Genomic DNA, 14,552 nt, shown 5'->3' on the forward strand with positions numbered 1-14,552 from the left:
CGCTCAGTTCCAGAGCGTTAGGTCCAATCCAGAACAACCTTTCCTGACAGGCCGGATTTCATCGCGGTAAATCCCTTGGCGAATTCGTCAACGCCAAACCGATGCGTAATGACCCTGGAAACGTCCAGCCCGTTTTGCAGCATTGCGATCATCTTGTACCACGTCTCGAACATTTCGCGGCCATAGACCCCTTTGATGGTGATGGCTTTGAACACGATGCGGGACCAGTCAACCGGAGATTTCCCCGGGGGAATTCCCAGCAGGGCAATCTTGCCACCCATGACCAGAGCTTCAACCATCTGGTCCAGCGCGGCCTGCGAGCCGGACATCTCCAACCCGACGTCGAACCCTTCTTTCATACCGAGTTCCGCTGTCACGTCCTGCAAGTCTTCCTTGCTGACATCGACAGGACGTACCGTCGGCACGACATATTCGGCCAGTTTCAGACGGTCAGGGTTAATGTCGGTGACAACGACATGTCGTGCCCCCGCATGGCGAGCGACCGCCGCAGCCATAATGCCGATGGGACCAGCGCCGGTGATCAATACGTCCTCACCCAACAGGTCAAAGCTGAGTGCGGTGTGCACGGCGTTGCCCAGCGGATCGAGGATGGCCCCGATCTCGTCCGGGACATCATCGGGCAGGGGGACAACGTTGAAGGCGGGCAATTTCAGATATTCGGCAAACGCGCCCTGTTCATTCACCCCGATCCCGCGCGTGCCGGGGTCCAGATGGAACTTACCGGCGCGGCTCTGACGGCTGTCGGTGGTGATCAGGTGACCTTCGCCCGAGCAGCGCTGACCAACTTTCAACCCGGTCACATTGCGCCCCAGCTCGACAATTTCTCCGGCAAATTCATGGCCGGTGATCATGGGCACCGGAACAGTATGCGAGGCCCATTCATCCCAATTCCAGATGTGAATGTCGGTCCCGCAGATGCCGGTCTTGTGAATACGGATCAAAACCTCGTCCGGGCCGATTTCCGGCACCGGAGCCCGTACCATCCAAAGACCTTCCTCGGGTCGGGATTTTTCAAGCGCCTTCATCGTATTGGGTCGCATCAGATCACTCCCAGCTCTTTGCCAACCTTGCCAAAAGCCGCCAGAGCGCGATCCAGTTCTTCCCGTGTTAGGGCCGCATTCATCTGCGTTCTGATCCGTGCTTGTCCACGCGGGACGACCGGGAAGAAAAAGCCCGAGACGTAAACGCTCTCATCAAACAGCCGCGCTGCCATTTCCTGCGCCAGCGTCGCCTCGCCCAGCATCACAGGGATGATCGGGTGTTCGCCGGGAAGAAGGTCGAAGCCCAACTTCTCTAACCCTGCACGCCAGTATTTTGCGTTTCCGAACAGTTGGGCGCGCAGCATGTCCCCTTCTTCGACCAGACGGATCGCTTCGAGACCAGCAGCAACAATGGAAGGCGGCAGCGAGTTCGAGAACAGATAGGGCCGCGCCCGCTGCCGCAGCAGGTCGATCACTGGCTGCGGCCCGGCGATATAACCGCCGATTGCCCCCCCAAGTGCCTTGCCCAAAGTTCCCGTCAAAATGTCTACGTCTACGCCGAAGTGATCCGGCGTACCTGCCCCGTTCGGTCCCATGAAGCCGGTGGCATGGCAGTCATCGACCATGACAATGGCGTCGTATTTGTCAGCCAGTTCGCGGATTTTCGGCAGGTTCGCCAGATATCCATCCATCGAGAACACGCCATCGGTTGCGATCATGATATGCCGCGCCCCGTCCTCGCGCGCCTGTTTCAGCCAGGCTTCAAGGTCGGCCATGTCGTTGTTCAGATACCGGTAACGCTTGGCCTTGCACAGCCGCACCCCGTCGATGATCGAAGCGTGGTTCAAGCTGTCCGAGATAATGGCGTCCTCTGGCCCTAATAAGGGTTCAAACAGCCCTCCGTTGGCATCAAAGCAGGCCGCGAACAGGATCGCGTCGTCCTTGTTCAGAAACTGCGCCAGCCTTTGTTCCAACTCGCGGTGTATGTCCTGTGTGCCACAGATGAAACGCACAGAGGCCATGCCAAAGCCCTTGGGTTCCATCGCGTCCTTGGCCGCTTTGATCAGCGCAGGGTGATCGGCCAGGCCAAGATAGTTGTTGGCGCACAGGTTTATGACCTGTTTGCCGCCTACCGTGATCTCTCCGCCCTGAGGCGAGGTGATCATGCGCTCGCGCTTATACAGACCTTCCGCTTCGATCTGCGCGAGGGTGTCCGTGATGTGGGACAGGAACGTATCAGCCATGGCGATCTCCTTGCTCTGAGTCGCGCTTCTAACATAGCGGAATAAATTCCCAAATAGGGGATTTTCAAAATGACGGAAAAAATTCCGTGAAGGCGGATTTTTGCCGGCTCAGGCGTTTTTGACGATCAGAAAAACCCTTGCAGCGCCTTCGGCCGTGATCGAATGGGCAACGTCAGCGGCGTATCGCGCCGTATCACCCTGTTTCAGATCGCGGATGGCGGAACCGGATGTCACGCGAACAGAGCCTTCGAGCACGGTCAGTTGTTCACGCGCGCCCCGCGCGTGGGGTGGGCTGGTCAATCCGCCGTTTTGCTCAAAGTGGATGTCATAGACTTCGTGACCGCCTGCTTCTTCGGGCGGGGAAAGAATCCGAATTCGGCAGTTCTGGCCCATATTGTCGATGCTGGGCACTTCTGCGCTGCGTAGAACCTCGATCTGATCAGCGCTGTCGGCTTCCTCTAGAAGACCTGCAAAATCCACTTGAAGGGCGCGGGTCAGGTTCCACAGGGTCGAGATGGTGGGGCTGCTTTCGCCCCGCTCGATCTGGCTGACCATGGACCGGGACACACCGCTGAGATTGGCCACGGCTTCGAGGGACAGCCCCTTGGCGCGGCGCGCTTCTTTCAGGCGGGCGGGCAGGCGTGTCAGGATATCGTCTGATCTTTCCGTCATGACGGAATCTCATGCGCCTTTCGGGATGTGATGTCAATTCCGCTTGTGACGGTACGTCCCATGGGACAGCTTAACCTGACGAATGCATAGTGCCGCCAAATCCAAGAGGAGAAGAGACATGAAAGATATCGTCATTCTTGATGGCGCCCGCACTGCGGTTGGAACCTTTGGCGGGGCATTGGCCTCGACCGCGCCGATTGATCTGGCGACTGTTGTGACCGAGGCCGCGATGGAAAGATCCGGGGTCGAGGCCGCGCAGATCGGCAACGTGGTTTTTGGGCATGTGATCAACACCGAACCGCGCGATATGTACCTGTCTCGTGCCGCCGCAAAACAAGCGGGTATTCCGGTTGAAACACCTGCGATGAACGTGAACCGCCTGTGCGGGTCCGGTGCCCAGGCGATTGTGTCGGCAGTGCAGTCGCTGATGTTGGGGGATGCAGAATTTGCCGTCGCCGGTGGTGCAGAGAGCATGTCGCGCAGCCCGTACATCGTTCCGCAGGCGCGTTGGGGCGCGAAAATGGGCGACGTCACATCGCTGGACATGATGCTGGGCGCGCTGAACTGCCCCTTTGGAACCGGGCACATGGGTGTTACGGCCGAAAACGTCGCCGACGAACATCAGGTGACGCGCGAACAGATGGATGCGTTTGCACTGACCAGCCAGACCCGTGCCGCTGCTGCGATTGAGGCCGGGTATTTCCAAAGCCAGATCACGCCGGTTCAGGTCAAGGTCAAGCGCGACATGGTGGATTTTATGGTCGACGAACACCCGAAACAGACCTCGGCAGAGGCGCTGGCAGGGTTGCGTCCAGCGTTCAAGAAAGATGGCCGGGTGACGGCGGGGAATGCCTCGGGCATTAATGACGGTGCGGCTGCGATGGTTCTGGCGACGGCGGACGCGGCTGAGAAAGCGGGCCTGAAGCCGAAAGCGCGAATTCTGGGCTATGGCCACGCGGGTGTGCGGCCCGAAGTGATGGGAATCGGTCCGGTGCCTGCGGTACAGAACCTGCTGGCGCGCACCGGTTTGTCGGTTGAGGACTTCGACGTAATCGAAAGCAACGAAGCCTTCGCGTCGCAGGCAATCGCCGTCAATAACAAACTGGGGCTGGACACCGCCAAGGTCAACCCGAATGGCGGTGCGATTGCGTTGGGTCACCCTGTGGGGGCGACCGGTGCGATCATCACGCTGAAAGCACTGTATGAGCTGGAGCGGATCGGTGGGTCCAAAGGTCTGGTGACGATGTGCATCGGCGGCGGTCAGGGGATCGCCATTGCCTTTGAGCTGCTCTGATTTGAGATGTTGCTGGGGGGCTGTCTGCCCCCCATCGCGCCGTGGCGCGATTCCCCCCGAGGATATTTTTGGCCAGATGAAGGGACGGATCGATTTTAGCTGAGCGCCGTCACGATCAGAACAAGAGCTGCGCCTGCGGCTGCGCCGATGGTTGCGGGAAGGGCCGTTGACCAGAAGCGGGTGTTTTTGGGCTCGTCCTTCTGGGTTTGTGCGATCAGCGCGTTTTCCACCAGAGCGGGCAGGCGAGGGCCGAAGCGGGCCAGAACCATGGCCGTTTTTCCGAAGTCGCGCACTGCCGCGCGCGGGCCGATAGATTGCTTGATGTAATCCTCGACCACGGGCCGGGCGACTTCCCAGATGTTGATATGTGGGTCCAGTGAGCGTGCAACACCTTCGACCACAACCATTGTGCGTTGCAGCAGGATCAGCTCGGTCCGGGTTTCCATGCCGAAGCGTTCGGTGACTTCAAACAGGTAATTCAGCAGGCGGCCCATCGAGATGTGGGTGGCGTCCATCCCGAAGATCGGTTCACCCACAGCGCGCAGGGCGCGGGCGAATTCGTCGACGTCCTGATTGGCGGGGACGTAGCCGGCCTCGAAATGGACCTCGGCCACGCGTTTGTAGTCGCGACGGATGAAGCCAAAGAGGATTTCCGCGTAAACCCGGCGAGTGTATTCATCGATATGGCCCATGATGCCGTAGTCATAGGCGATGATATCGCCATTGGCGGCGACCTTGAGGTTGCCCTGGTGCATATCGGCGTGGAAATAGCCGTCGCGCAGGGCGTGCATGAGGAACAGGCGTAGGACACGTTCGCCCAGATCGCGGCGATTGTGATTGGCGGCATCCAGCGCGTCATTGTCGCCCAGCGGGATGCCGTCTGCCCAACTGAGGGTCATGACGCGGCGAGCCGATAGGGACCAAACCACTGGGGGCAGCCAGAAGCCGGTGTCGTTCTTGGTGTTGGCGGCATATTCCGAGGCGGCGGCACTTTCGAGTCGCAGATCCAGCTCACCGCGCACGACGCCGTCGAAATGTTCGATTACTTCCATCGGGCGCAGTCTCCGCGCACCGGGGGCAAATAGTTGCACGATACGCGCGGCGAAGTAGAAGGCGTCGACATCCTTGCGGAAGGCGCGCTCGATTCCGGGGCGCAGGACTTTGACGGCGACATCCTCGCCCGTGCTGGACAGTTTCGCCTTGTGGACTTGGGCAATCGACGCCGCGGCGATCGGTTCACTGAACTCGTCGAATATGTCGGCCACGGGTTGGCCAAGTTCTTTTTCGACCTCGGCCATAGCCTCGGCCTTGGAAAAGGGGGGCAGCTTGTCCTGCAGGACGCGCAGTTGTTCTGCCAGTTCGTTGCCCACGACATCGGGCCGCGTCGAGAGAACCTGACCAAACTTGATATACGCCGGACCCAGTGCCGTGAGTGCTCGGGTGGCGGGGGGCATCGACGGGTCGCCCTTATACCCCAGCCATTGGAACGGTTTCCCCAATGTATGAGCGAGGACGCGTAGCGCTTTTGGTGCCTCGAATGCGTCAAGCACCACGTTCATGGCGCCTGTGCGCTCGAATGTGGCGCCTGTGCGGATCAGGCGGATGATATTGTGTGGACCGCGCATCAGATTTTCCAGCCGGAATGCAAGGCGGCAATGCCCATACTCAGATTGCGGTACTTGGCGTTATCAAACCCGGCGGCGCAGACCATGTCGAGGAAGGTTTCCTGATCGGGGAATTTGCGGATCGATTCAACCAGATACTGATAGCTGTCATAGTCATTGGCGATCAGCTTGCCCATGCGTGGGATGACGTTGAAACTGTAGAGATCATAGAGCTTTTGCAGCCCGTCATTGGGCAACTGGCTGAATTCCAGCACCATCAGGCGGCCGCCGGGCTTCAGCACGCGGTAAGCTTCGTTCAGCGCCTCTTGCGGGCGCGTCACGTTCCGGATGCCGAAGGAAATGGTGTAGACGTCGAACGTGTTGTCCTCGAACGGCAGGGACATGGCGTCGCCCACCACCCAGTTCAGGCTGTCCGACATCTGATCGGCTTCGGCGCGTTGGCGGCCTTCGACCAGCATCGGCTCGGTCAGGTCCAGAACGGTGGCGTGACCATGGCCCGCGCGTTTGAGGAAGCGGAAGGAAATGTCTCCGGTCCCGCCTGCCACGTCCAGCAGTCGCTGACCGGGGCGCGGGGCCAGCCAGTCCATCATCGCGTCTTTCCAGACCCGGTGGATACCCATCGACATGACATCGTTCATCACGTCATATTTCGAGGCGACCGAGTTGAACACACCCTGCACACGCCCGGCCTTTTCAGCCTCGCGCACGGTTTCAAACCCGAAATGAGTGGTCTTGTCGTTGCTGTCGGACATTTGCCTTGCCGTTTGTCGAATTTCGTCTCTGTTATAGGGCCATTGGTATCGGGCACAATGCGGCCCTTTGGATTAGGAGCCATGTAATGCCCGAATTGCCCGAGGTCGAGACAGTAAGACGCGGCTTGTCCCCGGCGATGGAGGGCGTGGTGATCGAACGCGCTGATGTGAATCGGCCTGACCTGCGCTGGCCATTCCCCGAGCGGATGGCGGAACGGTTGACCGGGCAAAGGGTGGATCGGCTGCGACGACGCTCGAAATACATACTGGCTGACCTCAGCAGCGGAGAGACTTTGCTGATTCATCTGGGTATGTCGGGGCGGATGACAGTGTCGGGTGACCCGTTGGGGCAGTTCGTGCATGACCACCCGATGCCGGAAAAACATGATCATGTTGTGTTCCATATGGCCAATGGCGCACGTGTCACATTCAACGACCCACGCCGGTTCGGAGCGATGGATTTGCTGCCGACAAAGACGGCAGAGACGCACAAGCTGCTATCGGTCCTTGGACCCGAACCCCTGGGCAATGATTTTCATGAACAACACCTGATCGAAGCTTTCCGAGGAAAGAACACTCCGGTCAAGTCTGCACTTTTGGATCAGGGAATCGTTGCCGGATTGGGAAATATCTACGTCTGTGAAGCGCTTTATCGCGCCAGAGTGTCGCCACGTCGCAAAGCCGGACAGATTTCTGCTCAGCGCGTCGCGGCCATGGTTCCGATCATCCGGCAGGTGCTTGCGGATGCTATCGAAGCCGGCGGTTCTTCGCTGCGGGATTTCCGCCAAGCCGATGGAGAACTTGGATATTTTCAGCATCGCTTTGATGTTTACGGGCGCGAGGGGGAACCCTGCCGAACGGACGGTTGTGGAAGTGCCATAAAAAGAGTCACGCAGTCCGGTCGTTCATCCTTCTATTGCGGCAAATGCCAAAGATAACTTGATCCAGCTTTTTCGCGTGATAAGGAATCGTATCTGAACGGAACAACCGGAAGCTTACACCTCATGGCTTTTGAGACGATCATCGTCGAAATCGAAGACCACGTCGCTCTTATCAAACTTGATAGACCAGACGCGCTGAATGCACTGAACTCGCAACTGACGCAGGAACTGTGTACCGCGCTGGAAGAAGCGGATCAAAACGACAAGGTGCGCTGCATCATCATCACAGGCTCAGACAAGGCTTTTGCCGCCGGCGCGGATATCAAAGAGATGTCCGAGATGAACTTTGTCGACGTTTATACAAAGAACCTGTTTGCCGATGTGAATGATCGGATCAGCGCAATTCGCAAACCTGTAATTGCGGCTGTTGCCGGCTATGCGCTGGGCGGTGGATGTGAACTGGCGATGTTGTGCGATTTCATTATTGCGGCGGACACGGCCAAGTTCGGGCAGCCAGAAATTAACCTCGGCGTTATTGCAGGTCTGGGCGGAAGCCAGCGCCTGACGCGGTTTGTCGGCAAATCTAAATCCATGGACATGAACCTGACCGGTCGCTTCATGGATGCCGAAGAAGCGGAACGCGCAGGGCTGGTCAGCCGAGTTGTTCCCGCCAAGAAACTTCTGGAAGAAGCGACGAGCGCGGCGCAGAAGATTGCAGAAAAGTCCCAGTTGAGCACGATGGCCGCGAAAGAAGCCGTCAATCGCAGCTATGAGCTGCCGCTGAGCGAGGGGATGCTGTTCGAGCGTCGGGTATTCCATTCGATGTTCGCGACCGAAGATCAAAAGGAAGGCATGGCCGCCTTTCTGGAAAAGCGCGCTGCGCAGTTCCGCGACAAATAATCGGCGCCTCTGCTGGATCGGAACAGGCGGGCGATGTCCCGCCTTTTTCATGTCCGAATATGGCCACGCAGAATCTGCTTGGCAAACCCCTGCAACTTGGATAGTAAACGCCGCTATACATGCGCGTGCGGCCCGCTTTGGCCAGAATCACACTCGTGATCCCTGATCCGGTGCGGAGATTTCCGTGACGCGCGACCCCAGATAACCGCACCGTACAAAGGTCAGAGATACACATGGCTAATTCGCCCCAGGCAAAAAAGCGCGCTCGTCAGAACGAGAAGCGTTTCGCAATCAACAAAGCACGTCGTTCGCGCATCCGCACCTACCTGCGTAAAGTAGAAGAAGCGATCGCATCCGGCGACAAAGACGCTGCAACCGCAGCTCTGCGCGCAGCTCAGCCCGAGCTGATGCGCGGCGTCACCAAAGGCGTTTATCACAAGAACACAGCTTCGCGGAAAATGTCGCGTCTGTCGGCTCGCGTCAAAGCGCTGGGCTGAGTCTTTCGCTGACTTTAGGTCACGTAAGAAAGGCTGAACTAATTTGAAGGGCGTCGCGCAGTGCGGCGCCCTTTTTGCTGTTGCCAGAATACCGCGCTTGGCGAAGCCAAGAGATTCTTTCGCGCTCAGACACGAGTCAATATCAGAGTTTCGTTGCCGGGAACCTCACCCTCTTGTTACCACTGATTCATCGATTCACTCGCTTGGGGGGACAGGCTGTTCCAGCGATCAAACTGACGGGCATCAGGATGATCAGGAACGAATGTTGGCAACCGGTAAAGTCGGTTTGCTGATCTGCTGTGGGACTTGGTACATCCAGGCGTCCCAGCCCTGTCTAAAAAAGAGATTGCGACGCGCAACCCGGATGTTGGGGTGTGCCCTTTAGGGACGCCAGAACGCCGGCAAGTGCCGACTTTCTATGGAGTAATCGCCAGATCATTACGATTTGGCGGATGGGTGCTCTGTTGCGTGTGAACACGTCAACCGGGCAACCGGAACATAGTAATAAGGCCGACAGGCCAATAAAGAATGGGATGCGTGAGGCGCTTAATGACACAAGAAAAATGGGGACTACTGCGTAACAAACTGCTCAAGGCGATCGGAAAGAACAACTACACAACCTGGATTGAACCTCTTGAATTCCAAGAGCTGCAGGATGGCGTGGCTGTATTTTCGGTGCCGACCAATTTTATGGGCAATTATGTTAGCCAGAACTTTGCAGATCTCATCTTGTATGAGTTGAATACGGCGGGCGAGCCTGTTCAGCGTCTGGCGTTCCGGGTCGCGGCAAATTCTCCGGCCCGACCGTCCGTCGAAGCGGAAACCGCGCCGGTTGCGTTGCATGAGGCACCCGCGCCGCAGGTGGCCGAGGTTGCCAATGATGCGCTCGAATCGCTGCAGGCGGCGCCTTTGGATGCACGCTTTACCTTTGACACTTTTGTTGTCGGCAAACCAAACGAACTGGCCCACGCCGCTGCGCGTCGCGTCTCTGAAGGTGGTCCCGTGACCTTCAATCCGCTTGTTCTTTATGGTGGCGTCGGCTTGGGTAAGACCCACCTGATGCACGCCATCGCGTGGGAGCTGAAAACAAAACGCCCCGATCTGAACGTGCTTTACCTGTCGGCGGAACAGTTCATGTATCGCTTTGTGCAGGCTCTGCGCGAACGCCGCATGATGGACTTCAAGCACCTGTTCCGTTCGGTCGATGTCCTGATGGTGGACGATGTGCAGTTCATCGCCGGCAAGGATTCGACGCAAGAGGAGTTCTTTCACACCTTCAACGCGCTGGTGGACCAGAACAAACAGATCATCATCTCAGCCGACCGCGCGCCCGGCGAGATCAAGGATCTGGAAGACCGCGTGAAGTCGCGTTTGCAATGTGGCTTGGTGGTCGATCTTCACCCGACCGACTATGAACTGCGGCTGGGAATCCTGCAAAACAAGGTGCAGCAATACAGCAGCACCTATCCCGACCTGACCATAACGGATGGTGTTCTGGAGTTTCTGGCCCATCGCATCTCGACCAATGTGCGTGTTCTCGAAGGTGCGTTGACTCGACTGTTCGCTTTTGCGTCGCTGGTGGGTCGTGAAATCGATATGGAGCTGACGCAGGACTGCTTGGCCGATGTGCTGCGCGCGTCCGAGCGCAAGATCACCGTCGAGGAAATCCAGCGAAAAGTTTCGGAATACTACAACATCCGCCTGTCCGACATCATCGGCCCCAAGCGTTTGCGGTCTTATGCGCGCCCACGTCAGGTGGCGATGTATCTGTGCAAGCAACTCACCAGCCGGTCCCTGCCCGAGATTGGCCGTCGTTTTGGCGGGCGCGACCACACCACGGTCATGCACGGTGTCAAACGGATTGAAGAACTGAAGACGACCGACGGCCAGATCGCCGAAGACGTAGAGATGCTGCGCCGCTCTCTGGAAGCCTGAATTCGGTTCATCCAGAAAACGCCCCGGCCCCTCACGCGCGGGGCGTTTTCTTGTGCGCTATAATCCACGGTCGCGCAGGAACTGTGCCCGCTTGGTCACGCGCCTCTTGACCCTTTGGGCAATCCGACTCAGTAATCCATAAAAAATCCTTGTGCCTCAGGGTGGAAACGGTAACGTGCCAGTCCCGCCCATTTCGGCACGCAAGTCAAAGGAATTGAGGGTATGAAGATCAGCATCGAACGCGGCACCCTTCTCAAGGCCGTTTCACAGGCCCAATCTGTTGTCGAACGGCGTAACACCATTCCCATACTTGCGAACGTGCTGATCGAGGCCGAAGGCGATCAGGCCATGTTCCGCGCCACCGATCTGGATATCGAGGTTGTCGACAAGGCGTCTGCGCAGGTGGAAAAGGCCGGTGCGACAACTGTCGCGGCCACGACCCTGCATGAGATCGTGCGAAAACTGCCGGATGGGGCGTTGGTGACGCTCACGGCCGACAGCGCGGCCGGGCGTCTGACGGTTGAGGCTGGACGGTCCAACTTCTCGCTGGCGACCCTGCCGAAAGAAGACTTCCCGGTCATGGCATCGTCTGAGTACCAATCGAATTTCACGGCGTCGGCGGCGTTGCTGCGGCGGTTATTCGATAAATCGAAATTTGCCATCTCGACGGAAGAAACACGCTACTACCTGAATGGTGTGTACATGCACGTTGCCGATGGCTCAGAAGGCGGCAAGGTTCTGCGCTGTGTCGCCACCGACGGTCACCGCCTTGCGCGTATTGATGCAGACCTGCCGGATGGTGCTGCGAACATGCCGGGCGTCATCGTGCCGCGTAAGACCGTGGGTGAGCTGCGTAAGCTGCTGGATGATGATGAGATGGATATCGCGGTCTCGGTCAGCGAAACCAAGGTTCGATTTGCCACACCCGACATCACCCTGACATCCAAGGTGATCGACGGTACTTTCCCCGATTACACGCGCGTCATCCCGCAGGGCAACACGCGCCAACTGGAAGTCGATGCAGCTGAATTCGCGCAGGCCGTGGATCGCGTTGCGACCGTTTCATCCGAGCGGTCACGCGCTGTGAAGTTGCAACTGGACGCAGACAAGCTGGTTCTGTCGGTCAATGCGCCTGACAGCGGTGCCGCCGAGGAAGAGCTGGCAGTGGCCTATGGTGACGAACGGCTTGAGATTGGGTTCAACGCGAAATACCTGCTCGAGATTGCCTCTCAGGTCGATCGTGAGAATGCGGTGTTCCTGTTCAACTCGGCTGGTGACCCGACCCTGATGCGCGAAGGCAATGACCAGAGCGCGGTCTATGTGGTCATGCCGATGCGTGTCTGATCGCGCTGGCGCGCGATGCCTCCGGCGGAAGTATTTTTGAACAGAAGAAGGGTGGGGTCATGGGATTGGCCCTGACCGAGCTTACGGTCTCGCATTTTCGGTCGCACAAGCTGGCGCGGTTGTCGCTGGACGGGCGACCGGTTGCGATCCATGGTCCCAACGGGGCCGGTAAAACCAACATCCTTGAAGCGGTTTCGTTGTTCTCACCCGGTCGTGGGATGCGGCGGGCGAGTGCGGCTGAGATGACCCGGCGGCCCGAGGCGCTGGGGTGGAAGCTGTCCGGGCTGTTGGAGGCGCAGGGGCAGAACTACGAGATCGAGACATGGTCCGAAGGTGGCGCTGCGCGGCAGGTTCGGATTGATGGCAAGGCGGCCAGTCAGGTTGACTTGGGAAAGCTGGCGCGGGTTGTCTGGCTGATCCCCTCAATGGACCGGCTGTGGATCGAAGGGGCCGAGGGGCGGCGGCGGTTTCTGGATCGTATCGCGCTGAGTTTTGATCCCTCTCACGCCGAGGCTTCGTTGACTTATGAGAAATCCATGCGCGAAAGGAACCGCTTGCTGAAAGAGCAGGTGCGCGATGCCCATTGGTATGCTGCGCTAGAAGGGCAAATGGCCGAGACCGGGTATCGTATCCACTCCGCGCGTCTGGCTGCGCTGGATCATCTGCGCGCGGCGCAGGGCCAGGCGGAAACTGCTTTTCCTTCGGCTGATCTGGAGCTGGTGCAATCCGAAGGTGCAATGCCGGAAACGGTGGAGGACCTGCGCGAAGCGCTGAACGAAAGCCGGTTCCGCGATCTGGCGGCAGGGCGAACTTTGGTGGGGCCGCACCGGTCGGATCTGTATGGTGTGTTCGCGGCCAAGGGCGTTCCGGCCAAGGATTGTTCAACCGGGGAACAAAAAGCGCTGTTGGTCTCGCTGATTCTGTCCAATGCGCGGGCATTGGCGGGGATGGTGGGCGCGCCTCCGATCGTATTGCTGGATGAGGTTGCCGCCCATCTGGATGCGGGGCGGCGGGCGGCGCTGTATGATGAGATTTGCGCACTGGGTGCTCAGGCCTGGATGACGGGCACCGGGCCTGAGCTGTTTGCTGAATTGGCGGACCGGGCCCAGACGCTGATCGTGAACGAAGGCGACGAGGGCTCGGTCGTTAGCGGTTAGGCGGGCTCGGCGACTTTGCGTTCCCACAGGAAGCCGCGCATGACCTGATCAACAGGTGTTTGGGCCATGTGGTTGACGTAGTTCGACATGGTTTTCTGCGCCAGACCCAGAACAACATCCAGAATTGCTCGGTGCGAATAACCTGCGTCAAAGAACGCCTGAAGCTGTGCCTCGGACGGGTTGCCACGGGTTTCCATCATTTGCAGCGTAAAGGTCCGCAGCGCCTCGAGCTTGGCGGACGGCAGCGGAGTCTCGTTGCGCAGGGCTTCGATGATCTCGTCCGAGACCTTCATCATCTTGGCAATACCGGTATGGGCTGGCACGCAGTAGTGGCATTCGTTTTCGACATTGATGGTCTGCCAGACAACGGTTTTCTCGTCATTGTCAAAATCGGTCTGCAGGAACAGGTGGTGCAGAACCTGATAGCCTTCCAGGTGCTGGGGGCTTTCGGCCATCACTTTATGCAGGCCGGGCAGGCGGCCAAACGCGGCCTGCGATTTCTCAAGCAGCGGTTTGGACCCTTCTGGGGCGGTTTCAAGGTCATGAGAGGGGAAGTTTGCCATGTCAAAGCTCCTGTTTCTGGTGCGGTGAGTCGTATTTAGGCTTTCTTGAGTGATCACTCAAGTATATATTTGAGTGAACGTTCAAGAATTGGTGAAGTCAATGCCGCGCAAACCTTCATATGACCGTGACGCGCTGATTGCGCAGGCAAGGGATATCTTTTGGCGGCAGGGGTGGGCTGGAACATCCCTGAAGGATCTTGAGCGTGAACTGAATCTCAAGCCCGGCAGTTTCTACGCTGCGTTCGGGTCGAAGGATGCGCTCTACGCTCTGAGTCTGGAGCGTTACGCGCAGGATGGCGTGTCGCGGTTGATGGCGATGGCGGATGAAATGGGGCCATTGCAGGCGTTAAAAGCGCAGCCGCAAGTCGTGATAGACGCAAGTGAAATGCCTGCGCGTGCTTGTATGTTGGCCAAGACCTTTGCCGAGCTACAGGCCAGAGGGCACGATCTGGCAGATCAGGCCAGCAGCCACATGTCGGCGATGAAGGACTGTTTTGCGACTCTGTTTCGGCGCGCGCAAGAGGCCGGAGAAATCGGTGCGCATCATAACCCTGACCGGTTGGCCGCGCGGTATCAATCCGATCTTTTGGGCTTACGTTTGTCGGCCGAAAGACAGGACGTGAACGCAGCGGAAATTGCCTCGGATATCGCGGCGGACCTGGATCAGCTTTGATCTGCCGAAAAAGC

14 protein-coding genes are annotated in these 14,552 nt (G+C 58.3%); 8 read left to right on the plus strand and 6 right to left on the minus strand.

Features of this window, described 5'->3' with window-relative positions; all coding sequences use genetic code 11:
- Nucleotides 1–17 precede the first annotated feature (17 nt).
- The 3 genes from tdh to ACR0B7_RS14885 form a co-directional block, all read right to left on the minus strand.
- Nucleotides 18–1,046 (minus strand): L-threonine 3-dehydrogenase, encoded by a 1,029-nt coding sequence (gene tdh / locus ACR0B7_RS14875; RefSeq protein ID WP_170486179.1) that lies wholly within the window; start codon nt 1,044–1,046, stop codon nt 18–20.
- Nucleotides 1,047–1,060: 14 nt separating this feature from the next.
- A complete protein-coding gene (locus tag ACR0B7_RS14880; RefSeq protein WP_170576854.1) occupies nt 1,061–2,245 on the minus strand; it encodes a glycine C-acetyltransferase in 1,185 nt (394 codons plus the stop codon).
- A 108-nt stretch (nt 2,246–2,353) separates the two neighbouring features.
- Complete coding sequence (locus ACR0B7_RS14885; RefSeq protein WP_170486104.1) at nt 2,354–2,917, minus strand: XRE family transcriptional regulator; 564 nt, start codon at nt 2,915–2,917, stop codon at nt 2,354–2,356.
- Between the two features lie 118 nt (nt 2,918–3,035).
- Between ACR0B7_RS14885 and ACR0B7_RS14890 the strand changes: the two genes are divergently transcribed.
- Complete coding sequence (locus ACR0B7_RS14890) at nt 3,036–4,211, plus strand: acetyl-CoA C-acyltransferase family protein (protein ID WP_170486103.1); 1,176 nt, start codon at nt 3,036–3,038, stop codon at nt 4,209–4,211.
- 95 nt (nt 4,212–4,306) lie between these two features.
- Here the strand turns inward: ACR0B7_RS14890 and ubiB are convergent, their stop codons facing one another.
- Both ubiB and ubiE read right to left on the minus strand, forming a co-directional pair.
- Complete coding sequence (gene ubiB / locus ACR0B7_RS14895; protein ID WP_170486102.1) at nt 4,307–5,836, minus strand: 2-polyprenylphenol 6-hydroxylase; 1,530 nt, start codon at nt 5,834–5,836, stop codon at nt 4,307–4,309.
- Nucleotides 5,836–6,588, minus strand: coding sequence for a bifunctional demethylmenaquinone methyltransferase/2-methoxy-6-polyprenyl-1,4-benzoquinol methylase UbiE (gene ubiE, locus ACR0B7_RS14900; protein WP_170486101.1), 753 nt, complete (start codon nt 6,586–6,588; stop codon nt 5,836–5,838). The genes ubiB and ubiE overlap by 1 nt, the downstream gene beginning before the upstream one ends.
- 86 nt (nt 6,589–6,674) lie before the next feature.
- On the opposite strand from ubiE, the gene mutM reads away from it, so the two are divergent.
- The 6 genes from mutM (at nt 6,675) to recF (ending at nt 13,302) form a co-directional block, all read left to right on the plus strand.
- Nucleotides 6,675–7,526 (plus strand): bifunctional DNA-formamidopyrimidine glycosylase/DNA-(apurinic or apyrimidinic site) lyase, encoded by an 852-nt coding sequence (mutM, locus tag ACR0B7_RS14905; RefSeq protein ID WP_170486100.1) that lies wholly within the window; start codon nt 6,675–6,677, stop codon nt 7,524–7,526.
- Between the two features lie 66 nt (nt 7,527–7,592).
- Nucleotides 7,593–8,369 carry an enoyl-CoA hydratase gene (locus tag ACR0B7_RS14910; RefSeq protein ID WP_170388728.1) on the plus strand — a complete coding sequence of 259 codons (777 nt, stop codon included), beginning with the start codon at nt 7,593–7,595 and terminating at the stop codon, nt 8,367–8,369.
- A gap of 233 nt (nt 8,370–8,602) precedes the next feature.
- Entirely contained in the window at nt 8,603–8,866 is a 264-nt protein-coding gene (rpsT, locus tag ACR0B7_RS14915) for a 30S ribosomal protein S20 (RefSeq protein WP_170388729.1), read from the plus strand.
- Between the two features lie 549 nt (nt 8,867–9,415).
- The gene (dnaA, locus tag ACR0B7_RS14920; protein ID WP_170416223.1) at nt 9,416–10,801 is read left to right on the plus strand and encodes a chromosomal replication initiator protein DnaA; all 1,386 of its coding nucleotides are present in this window, start codon (nt 9,416–9,418) and stop codon (nt 10,799–10,801) included.
- A gap of 222 nt (nt 10,802–11,023) precedes the next feature.
- Nucleotides 11,024–12,145 (plus strand): DNA polymerase III subunit beta, encoded by a 1,122-nt coding sequence (gene dnaN, locus ACR0B7_RS14925; protein ID WP_170388731.1) that lies wholly within the window; start codon nt 11,024–11,026, stop codon nt 12,143–12,145.
- Nucleotides 12,146–12,204: 59 nt separating this feature from the next.
- On the plus strand, nt 12,205–13,302 hold the full coding sequence (gene recF, locus ACR0B7_RS14930) for a DNA replication/repair protein RecF (protein ID WP_170486099.1): 1,098 nt from the start codon (nt 12,205–12,207) through the stop codon (nt 13,300–13,302).
- On the opposite strand, the gene ACR0B7_RS14935 is transcribed toward recF, so the two are convergent.
- Nucleotides 13,299–13,865: a carboxymuconolactone decarboxylase family protein gene (locus tag ACR0B7_RS14935; protein WP_170486098.1), complete on the minus strand. Its 567-nt coding sequence runs from the start codon at nt 13,863–13,865 to the stop codon at nt 13,299–13,301. The two genes, recF and ACR0B7_RS14935, sit on opposite strands and share 4 nt — an antisense overlap.
- Nucleotides 13,866–13,965: 100 nt before the next feature.
- Between ACR0B7_RS14935 and ACR0B7_RS14940 the strand changes: the two genes are divergently transcribed.
- Nucleotides 13,966–14,538 (plus strand): TetR/AcrR family transcriptional regulator, encoded by a 573-nt coding sequence (locus tag ACR0B7_RS14940; RefSeq protein WP_170486097.1) that lies wholly within the window; start codon nt 13,966–13,968, stop codon nt 14,536–14,538.
- Nucleotides 14,539–14,552 lie beyond the last annotated feature (14 nt).

The sequence above is a fragment of the Ruegeria sp. BB6 genome (assembly GCF_056539385.1).